A 12,332-nucleotide genomic window follows, 5' to 3' on the forward strand; every position below is an offset into this window, starting at 1 on the left:
GTCGCAAAGTTTCTTGCTTCTTGTCTCTTTTCTCTATTCTCTTTCTACATTTTCTTCCTGATTCTTATCACTTTCTTCTTCCTCCATTTTGGCGTTCATTTCTCCTGATTCGCCTTCGTATTGGGTGTTGGCGGTTCTTGCATCGTAGCCTAATTCAATTAAATACTTTGAAAAGATATCGGAATAGCCGTGGGTACAGATTACTTTTTCGGCTCCGGTGGCTTTGATGCTTTCCAATAATCCGGTCCAATCGCAGTGGTCACTTAACACAAAACCTCGGTCAACCGCTCGTCTTCTTCTGGCGCCACGGAAGGCCATCCATCCACTTGCGGAACCTGTTACGTAGGGTGTCATTCTTCGAATCCAGATGCTTCCGTGGGCACTTGGCGGTGCGAGGATTATATTTCCTGCTAATTCTTCTTTTTTGGTTTCTCTCGTGATTCTAGTGGTTTCGGGAAAATCGACCATTGGTCGTAAAACTTCGGTCATGTTTTCGATGGCTCCGTGGGTATATATTTTTCCGATATCGGTATCAAGATATTTTAAAAGGCGTTGTGCTTTGCCGAGGGAATACCCGAACAAGATGGAGGTTTTGCCGTCGGCTTTATTTTCGGCCCACCAATTGTTGATGTCGGTCATGACTTCGGCTTGTGGTGTCCACTTGAACGCGGGTAATCCAAAGGTGCATTCGGTAATGAACGCGTGGCATTTTACCACTTCATACGGTGTGGAAATACCGTCGTCTTCGGTTTTATAATCTCCTGTGAATACCCAGACTTCGCCTTTGTATTCTACTCTGATTTGTGCTGAACCGATGATGTGTCCCGCAGGATGCAACGAGAACTTCACTCCGTTAATGGTAAACGTTTCGTTCCAGTCTTTCCCGGTTACGTTGATTTCTCCCAAACGATGGCGGATGATGGGCACATTGGTATGATGGGTAATGTAATTTTTATGTCCCCATCGAGAATGGTCTGCGTGGCCGTGGGTTATAATAGCATTCGTGACAGGTCGCCACGGGTCAAGATAGACGTCGGCTTGCTGGCAATAGATGCCTTTATCGTTGAATGCTAAAAGTGGTTGTTTCATAAATCATACCGCCATCAGAAGGGGTCTGGCTATATAAATTTAAGACGAGTTTTTTTGTCTCAAAGCGTATTTGTAACAAGTTTAACTTTTGTTGATGAAGGAAATACTAGGAAGTACAATATATCGTTTTATTTTATCAATCGTATATTATGACAAAAACAGCTACCCTTTTTTTTATAAGCTCTTTGCTCCTTCTGACAAGTTGCAAGGACAGCAAATCAGTAGATAAAATCCACTACCAAGCCATCAATGGAAAAGATACTGCTCGGCTTTCGATCATCTATTACGAAGACCGTTTCTTCGGTCAATACGAAAGAATTTACGGCAAGAACGGTAAGGACTCTGGAAATGTTCGCGGACAGCTTGTTGGCGATACCCTAAAAGGGGAATTCAAATACCTTTCTTTCGGTGGCAGCAAGAGTATCAGTCCTATTGTATTTTTAAAGAAGAATGATAAATTGCTTTTAGGAAAAGGTTTGATAAGCACTTATATGAACATCCCATTTTATGTAAAAGATGTTCCGATGGATTATAACACGGGTTTTGTTTTTGAAGAAATAGATAAACCATAAAAAAAGCCCCCAGATTACTCCGAGGGCCTACATAGATTAACCAACAACCTATTGAATGTTAATCTTTATTGTTTGATTACCTTGATGGTTTGAACCTGATTGCCTGCTGTTACTTTTACCAAGTAGCTTCCGGCTGCCAAACTTGACATATCCAATTGCCCATTTGTAGCATTGATTGACTTAGTAGCCACCTTTTGTCCCAAAAGGTTGTAAACCTCAACATTACTAATGTTTTCTGTGTAAGATACATTCAAGATGTCTTTTACAGGATTTGGATAGGCCTTGAAATTATTGGCTCCAAATGTTGGATTTCCAAGCGTACCTTGTTCCAATGAAAAATCATCAAAAGCCAAATGGTAAGGATAACTTGTAGATTCTTCTTTTACTTTTACAGCAAAGAAGTAAACACCCGTTACAGTTGGAATGAAGCTTCTTCTCATTTCATTGTATGGCTGTGTACCTGTTCCTGCTGGAACATCATATACATCGCCTATTTGAGTAGCGCCTTCGCTTTTTGGAGTATTGTTGTACACCATTGCCACACTCCATCCGTCGTATCCATCTCCTTTAACAAAAACTGAAAAATCATAAGCAACACCTGCTTGAAGCTCAAAGCCTGGTGTCCAAAGATAACCATCACCTATCAGGTTATAGCTCATTACTTTTACATATTGAGTTCCAGAATTAGGAGCAGAAGGATATGTAGTTGTTGTTACAGCCCAATCACCGTTGTCTTTGGTCCAGCATTCCGCTAAATTAGGTTGTGTTGCACCTTCAAAATCTTCCTGCCATGGTAAATCACTTGTCGGATCACAAGTAGTCTTAAGTACTTTTGGTCCAATCCATGCTCCATATTCCTCATTATCACAAACCGCACGCACCCAGTATTTATAAGTTGTATTAGGATCTAAAAATTCCAATGTGAATGAAGGTGTTTCTTCTACCAAGTCAGCCGTTAATTCCCCTACAGGACTTGTATCTTCAGCAAACGTATATACAACTTCCCAAGCTGTAGAATACAATGCGGTCCAAGATACTGTTGCGTTATTATTAGTAACGATTTCATTTGTCAATCCTCCAACATCTTCACAAGTTGGCAATGCTTCCCAAACTACATCGTCAACAGAAACTGCTTCATAGTTAACCCCATCATGGCGTATTGCCAGACTTCCTGTCAGTAAAGTTGTTCCAAGATTAGCATAAAATTCGTCGTAAACTGTTGCTGAACTAGGTGTAAAAGACTGCAATGCAACAAATGTTGCCGTATTATCGTGACTGGTTAAATAACCTACTTGAACTGTTCCTCCAACGCCATAAGCTCCTTTCGCCTTAAATTTCAAACGATGTGTTCCTGCGTTAAAATTAGTAACTGCCGGCATAGCCAATACATTGTTAGAACCCAAATAAATCGCATTAGGCGCACTTGCAGGTGAAGAATTTGATTGTATAAATCCTCCCGTTAATCTCCAACAGTTTGGCAAAGTAGTGTTAGAATCAAAATTTTCAGCAAACTCTGTTACTGCTACACAAGCAGTAGTAAACTGTACCGGACCTATCCAAGCACCGAAACCTTCTGTTCCACAATTAGAGCGTACCCAAACTTTATAAGTTGTTGCAGGATCTAAGCCTGTCAAAACTTTATTTGGTTCTTCTGTAGCCTCAACCGGCTCTAGTGTATTCGGATTTGTAACAGAGACTGCGCCATAGGCTACTTGCCAAGCTGTTTCAGTTCCAGGTGTCCAAGAAATTTTTGCGCCAGCACTAGAAACTTCACTTGTTTGAATAGCACTTACATCTGCACAATTAGGGGCAGTTTCCCAAACAATATCATCAATCAATATCGCATAAGATGGATTACCAGTATGTCTGAAAGCCAATACTTCGGCTGTAATCGCACCAGCAGTTGGGATGTAGATAATGGTTTGTGGAGTTGAAGACGTAGCTGTAAACGATTGTACTACTGTAAATGAAGTTGGGTTTTCTGGATTGGCCATATAACCTAATTCGATGATTCCACCAACGGTTGAAGCACTTTTCATGGTAAATTTCAAACGGTGTGTACCGGCCGCCGCATTGCTTACTGCTGGCAACGATACCATTCCATAGCTCATTACATTCCCAGCATTTCCATCCTCGTAGCTTGAAATGTTCAATGCTGCTGATTGGATATATGCATTACCACCTGCTCCGACTTTTTTAAAGCAAGCAGGAATACTGCTGGAAGCATTAAAATTTTCTGAGAATGTTGCAACTGGTGCACAAGTGGTAGTCACCACCTTTGGTCCTATCCATGCTCCGTAAGCATTGTCTCCACAAACTGAACGCACCCAAACTTTATAGGCCGTGCTGGCTTCAAGATTAGAAAGAGCTACTGTATTTTCTTCTACAGCCTGTGGTATCAAGTCGCTTGGATTGGCCGTAGTAGCCGCTATTCCATACGCTACTTCAAATGAAGCTTCTTCTGAAGTCCATGAAAGTGAAGCTGTATTGCTCGTAAAACTATCTATATTCAACAAGGTAATATCGGAACAAGATGGAATTTCTTCCCAGATAACATCGTCTATAACGACCCAATTGTTCCCAGAAGTATGTCTAAAAGCAAAGTTACCTGTTTGCGCTTCAGTACCAGGTTCAAAAATATATTCATCGTATACCGTCAAAGAATTGGCATTATAGGTTTCCATGGCAAAAAACTCAGAATCATACAAATATCCAAATTCTACCGTGCCTCCCAAACCATAAATGGCTCTCAATTTGAATTTAAGACGGTGGGTCGCTTCAGCATAATTGCTCACTACTGGTAAAGAAAGGATGCTTCCATTGCCCATAACAACAAAGTTAGGCAAACTTGCCGCAGATGACTCACTTTGAACATTCAATGTTCCCTGCGCGCCTACTTTTGTATAGCAATTTGGCAAAGTGGTTCCTGCATCAAATCCTTCAGAAAAATAAGTTACTTCCTCGCATGGAGTTGTAAATGCCTCTGAGCTTATCCAAGGACTTTTATCGGTATCTGAACATACTGCCCTGAAATAAAACTTATAAGTTGTGGCAGGCAAAAGTGTGGCTGTGTACTCCGGATTGTCGTTCACTGTAATAACGCCTTCTGTCAAATTAACAGTCGGTGCAGCACTAGAAGCTGGCAATGCAATAACTTCCCATGTCAATTCGCTTCCTGTAGGTTCCCAAGTGAAGATGGCAGAAGTTGTCGTAAGATCAAACATCTGCAAGTTCTCTGGAAATAGACAAGTTAAGAGTGCCTGAACCGATACGGTATTGCAACTTGCGGTTCCTTCACACGAATCATCATCGGCGATGTGCACCCTTACCGTTTCAGTCGTAATTGCCGTTACCGTTAATGGCGAATATCCATGCTCAATTACCTCGTTGTTTACATCGGTTATGGTGATGTATTTGTGAACCGTTCCGAGTGTATTTGTAAACACATAATCACCTCCCACTGTCAGATCTTGAAGCAGCAGATAATCTGTTGTAGTATAAGCGCAAGTGGACATAACCTGGGGTAATCCCATATTATTTGATGATGTCGACGTATATTGCGTCGGCTTGATACACTGTCCATGCATCTTCGTGGCTATGATAACCAAAAAGAAAAGAAATGTAATTTTTTTCATAAGTTATAGTGTAGTTGAATAAGGTCTCAAATGTATTTATGTGTGGAATGAAAAGCTTCAAAAAGAACCTTACAATTCCTTACATCCTAAAAAGCACCCCCTTACATTTCCTTACATAAAAAAACAATTAACTATAATACAATAACTTACGCTTTTAATTTTAAGACTTTTAGTGACCTTAAAATTATTATATTTGAAAAAAAATAGCAGTGCATAAAAATCTCCTTCTATCTTTACTGTCTGTTCTTTACTTGATTGTGCCTCAGGAGGCAAGGTCGCAAGAGCAAATTTCCAAAACAGATAATAAGGTAAAGGAGTTATTGGACAAGGCTGTTCAAAACATCCAAAAAAGTCCAGAACAGGCCTTTCCCTACATCAATCAGGCCTTGCAGTACTCTGATGACATTACTCCAAAACAAGAGCAGAAATTATACGAGGTAACAGCCATGGCCTATTTCCACCATCAGTCGTATCCCGCCGCACTTGATTACTATTATAAGAGCCTTGCTTTGCAAAAAAAGATTGACACACTCAGATTGCATTACCTCTACAACAACATTGGCTGTACCTATATGCAGTTGGGCGATACACTCAAATCAAAGAAGTTTCTCTATAAATCCCACGATGCCTTAAAGCACATCATATCCAGTGGTAAGTCAGAGGAAAAAAACGTTGAAGCTTTCCTCGTCTATGCGAATCTGGCGGTTCTGGAGATGGAAGCAAAAAACTACACCAAGGCAATTGAGATGTTCCACATACATCGAAAACACAGTATACGCCTAAAAGACACGCTTGGTATTGTGAGCACCTATCAGAATCTCGGCAATATTTTTCAATTGACCAACCAAATAGACAGCTCCCGCTACTATTCGAGAAAAGGAATACTGCTTGCCCAAAAGGCAAAACTGTATTCTGAGGAGATCTACTTGTACTTTAATGTGGGTGAGAATTACAGCAAATCCAAGAATGATTCTGCCTTCTACTATCTTGAGAAGAGTTTTGTCATGGCCAAGAAAAAACCGCTAAAAGACGTACAATTGCTCTCTTCCCGACTATTAGCCGACCTGTACGAAGCCAAGAACGATTATAGGAAAGCATCAGAATATCTTCGTATTGCCAACACGCTCTCTGAGGAAAACCTGATCGAGCAGAACAAGCGGAAGGTAAAAATGCTTGAGTTTGAAAACGAGCAGAAAGCCAAGCAACAGCAGGCCATGGCCGATACCCATAAAAGGGAGAATCTCCTGATTTTTTGTTTTATATTGCTTGTTCCTATTTCTGTAGTGGCTTTTCTGATGTACCGACTGCAACGTACCAAGGCGATGCAACGCCAAACAGAAAATGAATTGCTGCTCCAGAAAATGGAGGGTAAAAACAAGGAGCTTACCAGCAATGCCATACAGATGTTGCAGGTGAGCGAACGCATTGATGCCACACAGAAAGAACTCAACCATCTCCGGTCGATATCAGACAGTCCGACGAAGAAGATGCTCAATACCATTATACTCGACCTTAAGAAAGGCAACCAGTCGTTTAACCGGCATGAGTTTGAGAAGCTCTTTATTGAAACCGATGAGGAATTCTACAAGAAGCTGTTACAGGAGTTCCCTACGCTGACCAAGAATGAAATCAGGCTCTGTGCGTTTGCGAAGATGAACTTCTCTGCCAAGGAAATCTCTGCCGTTACCCAGCAGAGTCCTAATAGCATCTTGGTAGGACGTTCGCGCCTGCGCAAGAAACTAGGCCTCGAAGAAAACCAAAGCCTTACTGCTTTCTTGAAGAATTATTAATTAGAACGCCCGTCTTAAAACAAGCGTAATCCCATTCCTAATTGTATCTGCTGGCTATTGGCTTTCTCACCAAAATCGCTTATATCCGAGAATCCCCATACATATCTTGCATAGACAGTTACTGGTCTGAAGTTTACTTCAGCGCCTGCTACAACACCAAAATCGGTTTTCTTGAAGAGTTTCTCTCCATTTTTTAGTACCGTTTCGTCGTCACTTGCTAGAAAGCTGAATTGTGGTCCTGCAGTAAAATTAATCAGCCCTTCACTGTTAAGCCTTAAAAGAAGTGGTATGGTCACATAGCTCAGTTTCTTCTCCCCACTGAAAGCTCCTTCAATTACATCTGAATATTCATCGCGCACCTTGGTGTTGGTTTGACTGAACAACAACTCTGTCTGAAAACCTACTCCCCTGGAAACATTATAATAAAAAAAACCTCCTAGCTGATATCCCAACTCGAAATCTTCGCTGAAGGCATTACCACCTATCTTAGTCATATTGGCTCCAGCCTTTAGTCCCATATGCAGTTGGGCTTGCAAAGCATTAGTAAAAAGAAACATCGAGAACGTAGTAACAAACAGTACTTTTTTCATAAATTAAAATTTGTAAATAACAACCAATAGTGCTTAAGCCCATAGCAGGCAAAAGTAATTACAGCCCATAACAACCAAGGCTAGAGGGTTTTCAAAGCTTTAAAAAACAAAGGCAATAGGGGTTTTGGGGTTTGTAAATGTAGTCTTTTTTATGTTATTTAAAAATCATGAAATTACTTTTGATGTTATTATTCCTACTTTGAAGGGTTTCCCTACAAACAATCTACGTAATTCTTCGTATTTCCACAACCTGATAGCATCCCTATTTTTGTAGTAAGACACCCAGTCCTCACGCTAAAAATCAGTGATATGAAAAAAATTACCCTCTTAGTTGCCCTGCTTGGCTTTTCGCTAAGCGCTGTTGCTCAGGTTTCAGAAGCCATGCCGCTTCCTGAAGCGCTCACCATGCCCGCCGGAATGAACATCCTTAACGGCAAGATGCTCTTTGTTGCCCACTCACCCGTACACGGAAAAGAACTATGGTCTACCGACGGAACTTCTGAAGGCACTTTCCTTATCAAGGAAATCAACAACGACTACAATGTTGCCGCCCTAAATGCTTTTACCTATACCAACTCGCTTGATGCAGAGGGATATTTCGGTAAACTCAACGACCAACTGTTCTTTCCTGCCTCTAGCTATTTCAGCGGGAATCAGAACCTCTGGGCTACAGATGGAACTACCGAAGGCACCTACAAAGTGTCCATCCCGGGCAATGAAATCCTGAAGGCGCGTTGGTTCAAGGAGTTCAACGGAAAACTCTATTTTACGGCGCAGACCGTAGCCAACGGAATCGAAATCTGGAGTACAGATGGCACCATAGCGGGAACTAATCTACTAAAGGACATCAATCCTAATCAAGCAAACGGCTTTCAACATAATCTCGACCCCAACTTCTTTGTTTTTGAAAACCGCCTGTATTTTAAAGCCAACGACGGCACGCACGGTATCGAACTCTGGAGCACTGACGGTACAACGGCCGGAACGACACTCTTTATGGACCTCAACACGGGCTATGCCAATGACCCATCCAACTTTGACGCCTTCCGCGTGGGCACTTATTATAACGTGAGCCCGATTATAGTCGGAGGCAACCATTTTTACTACAGTGCCTTTGACGGGAGCAGTGAAAGCGGTGGCTTCGACTTCCTATACCGCAGTGACGGGACGCCATCCGGAACCATAGCCCTAGATGCTCCTACGACCTTGAGTGGCAGTACGCCTAAATACTACAAACCCACCGGCATCACCAAATTTGGCAACGCGCTTTTCTTCTTTGCCTTTACCGTTGCATACGATGGAGGCACACAATCGGGGTTGTGGAAGATGGACCTCAACACCCAAGCCATCACTTTTGTGAAAGCTGTAGTGGGTTATGGCGATAATGGCCTTTCAGACGACACTCCGCGTGGCAGCATGCGCGAATTCAACGGCAAGCTTTATTTTGCGGGGGATGATGGCAACGATTACCGGCTATGGAGTACTGACGGAACAACGGAAGGCACACAGGAAATATTCCGCACCAGCGACAACGTGAATTCCTTTGATACCACTTATTATTTACGAAGCCTTCCCTACAATGACAAGCTTTATTTTGTAGCCGGAAGCACCTATGATGAAAATGTGTACAGCACCGACGGTACCACAGCCGGAACGGTTGCTACATTGCCGAACAATATGGCCTTCGGACCACAGCAATTTATGAAATATGGCTTTGGTGTTTCTACCGATGCGGATGAGGGGATGGTACAGACGATGAGCGATGAGGGCGAGTCCTTTTATTTCGCTACTACCCATACCCTGTTGACAGGCGGTGGTGGCTATATGATGTGGCGCCTGCGCCCTGAGAATCTTTCTTTGGAACAACCCCTAGAAAGCGTTGGTGTGAACGTGTTTCCTAACCCAACGAGGGGACAGCTGCAGGTTCAATTTACAGAATCGGTTGCGAATGGCAGGATGAGCTTGACCAACATGCTGGGACAGGTAGTGCTGCAACAGAACGGATTGCAGGGTGCGGACCATGCATTTGATTTTTCGGATATGGCAAAGGGAGTCTATCTGCTCAACATTGACAGTGCATCAGGGAGCTTCACCAAAAAGATCATCATCCAATAATTGCATGATTGCCCAATTCATTATAAGCGTGGCCCAACGGCCGCGCTTTTGTTTTATAGGTTTATTGGCGGAAGCCTAAAAATATAACGGAAGAGGTTTTGCTGTCGGGAATGGCTCATTATGGGCTATAACCTAAAGGATAATAGTATCGCGAGGGTATCAGTATCGCCTTGGCATCGCTTTTAGAACGCATTAACAACGCTTTAGCAGTATATGAGTAGGGCTTGTGACGGGGATGATTCGGCCGTTTGTGACGATCTTGACGAAAAACGGCATTATCGGCATAATCGGCATAATTGGACTATTTGCACCCATTTTGGACATTATCATATTGGAATGTCTGCTGCAGTTGCTAACTTTAGGGTATTGTTTGACCAAAAGACTACCATTATGGCACGTGTAAAAAGTATTTTTCATATAGAAGGAACACTGGGCGATGTGACTTTCTACAAAGGCAAGAACGGCGAAAACTTTGCAAGAAGAAAGAGTTCGCTTGACAAGGAAAGGGTGATGAAGGATCCTGCGTTTCAGCGAACGCGCGAGAACAGCAGGGAATTTGGGAATGCAAATGCGGCGGGGGTGCTTTTGCGTAGGGGTGTTGGTATTTTTCTTAAAAATGCCCGTGATACTGGGCTTTCGCCAAGGATGCTCAGCCTGTTGTGCAAGGTGCGGGACTATGACCTCGGCTCGGCTCGTGGCGAACGGACAGTTGGCAAAGGCCTGCTCCATCCAATGGGACAGCAACTGCTCAAGGGGTTTGATTTCAATATAAAATCGACATTGGGAAACGTACTCCGCTGTGGGCATTTGCAGGAAGCAGGGTTTGTGTTTCGAATTCCTGCGCTTGTTGCAGGACGTATGTTGGCGCATCCAAAGAATGCGACCCATGCCACTTTCAGGAGCTGCCTCAGCTTGATTGATTTTGAAGCCGGGACTTCGAAAACCCTTTATGGTACTGCCGTTACGGTGCCATTGAACCTAAATGTCTTGGATTTATCGGTAGTTCCGGGTGGTGTACCTTCGGGAAAGGGAATACTATTCTGGATGCTTCATGTTGAATTTGGACAGGAAATAAATGGGGTCTGCTATCCGCTTTACGAGCAGTCGCACAATGTTTTGCACCTGCTTGATGTAAGGGCAGGTGGAGATACTGAAGGACTGAGAGATGGAAGATTGAAAAATGAGCCTGGAAAATGTTTGGTGGAAAAAGAGAAAATGCCTTTAATCGGACTTAAAACATCTGACAAAACTCCGGTTGATTTTGCCAATCGCAAATTCCTTCCTATCTTTAAGAAAAATAACTCCATGAAACATATACTTCCCTCTTTAGTAGCTTCGATATTGCTGACTGCCTGTGGCAACAAGAATGCTGAGAACAAGACTGTCGAAATTGATCCAACTGCTCCCACCTCCACTGCTCCGGTGGAAACCGAGAAAGCGAACAGCGGCCTGAAACCTGCCTTTTCGGGACAGACGCGTATTGCGGGGGTAACGACCAAGACTTCCTATGAAAGCAAAGTCATAACGGACAAGCTCGACCGCCCTTGGGGTGTCATTGCACTGCCCGATGGCCGATTATTGGTTACCGAAAAAGGAGGCACAATGCGGATCGTTTCCAAGGACGGAACTGTTTCCAAGAAAATTACTGGACTGCCGGAAGTGAACGATTCAGGACAGGGTGGTTTGCTGGGCTTGACCCTTGACCCTGATTTTAAGACGAACCGTATGGTGTATTGGACGTTTTCTGAAAAGACCAAAGACGGCAACCTGACTTCGGTAGCAAAGGGAAGACTGGCTTCAGACGACAGCAATATTGAAAAGGCAGCCGTGATTTATAGAGCGACACCCGGACATAATGGTAATTTACATTACGGATCAAGAATACTTTTTGACAAGCAAGGCTATTTAATTTTTAGCACAGGTGAACGTTCTGACAAGGAAACACGCCCACAGGCACAACAACTGAATTCTGCAAACGGAAAGATACTTCGCGTCACTACTGATGGAAAGCCTGCTCCGGGGAATCCTTTTGCGAATACACCCAATGCACGTCCTGAAATCTACAGTTATGGACACCGCAATGTACAGGGATTGGCTTTTCACCCTGTCACTGGTGACCTTTGGGAAAATGAGTTCGGACCGATGGGTGGCGATGAATTGAACCTCATACAGCCCGGCAAGAACTATGGCTGGCCTACGATTACCTACGGCATGGAATACAGCGGTGACGAAATCGGACAGCATATCGGGCAAAAGGAAGGATTGGAACAACCGGTGTACTATTGGGATCCGGTACTTTCCCCAAGCGGTATGACGTTCTATACGGGAAGTGAAATTCCGGAATGGAACAACAACTTGTTTATTGGCGGATTGAGCAGTACGCACATTGCACGATTGGTGATTGAAAACAATAAAGTCGTGGGCGAAGAACGCCTGCTTAAATCCGAAAGACAACGTTTCCGTGATGTGACGCAGGGGATTGATGGAGCGCTGTATGCGGTAACGGATGAGGGGAGGCTTTATAGGATTGGGAAGAAGTGA

7 protein-coding genes are annotated in these 12,332 nt (G+C 43.3%); 4 read left to right on the top strand and 3 right to left on the bottom strand.

Annotated features, from left to right (window positions below; genetic code table 11):
* Positions 1 to 33: 33 nt before the first annotated feature.
* Positions 34 to 1,089 carry a ligase-associated DNA damage response exonuclease gene (locus tag ACI6PS_RS08645; RefSeq protein ID WP_421012157.1) on the bottom strand — a complete coding sequence of 352 codons (1,056 nt, stop codon included), beginning with the start codon at positions 1,087 to 1,089 and terminating at the stop codon, positions 34 to 36.
* A gap of 149 nt (positions 1,090 to 1,238) precedes the next feature.
* On the opposite strand from ACI6PS_RS08645, the gene ACI6PS_RS08650 reads away from it, so the two are divergent.
* Positions 1,239 to 1,661, top strand: a complete 423-nt coding sequence (locus tag ACI6PS_RS08650) for a hypothetical protein (protein WP_421012158.1) — start codon at positions 1,239 to 1,241, stop codon at positions 1,659 to 1,661.
* A gap of 65 nt (positions 1,662 to 1,726) precedes the next feature.
* Here ACI6PS_RS08650 and ACI6PS_RS08655 read toward each other — a convergent pair whose 3' ends face one another.
* Positions 1,727 to 5,296: a T9SS type A sorting domain-containing protein gene (locus tag ACI6PS_RS08655; protein WP_421012159.1), complete on the bottom strand. Its 3,570-nt coding sequence runs from the start codon at positions 5,294 to 5,296 to the stop codon at positions 1,727 to 1,729.
* A 209-nt stretch (positions 5,297 to 5,505) separates the two neighbouring features.
* Between ACI6PS_RS08655 and ACI6PS_RS08660 the strand changes: the two genes are divergently transcribed.
* Positions 5,506 to 7,086, top strand: coding sequence for a tetratricopeptide repeat protein (locus ACI6PS_RS08660; protein ID WP_421012160.1), 1,581 nt, complete (start codon positions 5,506 to 5,508; stop codon positions 7,084 to 7,086).
* Positions 7,087 to 7,100: 14 nt separating this feature from the next.
* Here the strand turns inward: ACI6PS_RS08660 and ACI6PS_RS08665 are convergent, their stop codons facing one another.
* A complete protein-coding gene (locus tag ACI6PS_RS08665; RefSeq protein ID WP_421012161.1) occupies positions 7,101 to 7,676 on the bottom strand; it encodes a porin family protein in 576 nt (191 codons plus the stop codon).
* 309 nt (positions 7,677 to 7,985) lie between these two features.
* On the opposite strand from ACI6PS_RS08665, the gene ACI6PS_RS08670 reads away from it, so the two are divergent.
* The gene (locus tag ACI6PS_RS08670; RefSeq protein WP_421012162.1) at positions 7,986 to 9,791 is read left to right on the top strand and encodes a T9SS type A sorting domain-containing protein; all 1,806 of its coding nucleotides are present in this window, start codon (positions 7,986 to 7,988) and stop codon (positions 9,789 to 9,791) included.
* A 390-nt stretch (positions 9,792 to 10,181) separates the two neighbouring features.
* Positions 10,182 to 12,332, top strand: coding sequence for a PQQ-dependent sugar dehydrogenase (locus ACI6PS_RS08675; RefSeq protein ID WP_421012163.1), 2,151 nt, complete (start codon positions 10,182 to 10,184; stop codon positions 12,330 to 12,332).

The organism is Flavobacterium sp. PLA-1-15, assembly GCF_049060005.1.
GTDB lineage: Bacteria > Bacteroidota > Bacteroidia > Flavobacteriales > Flavobacteriaceae > Flavobacterium.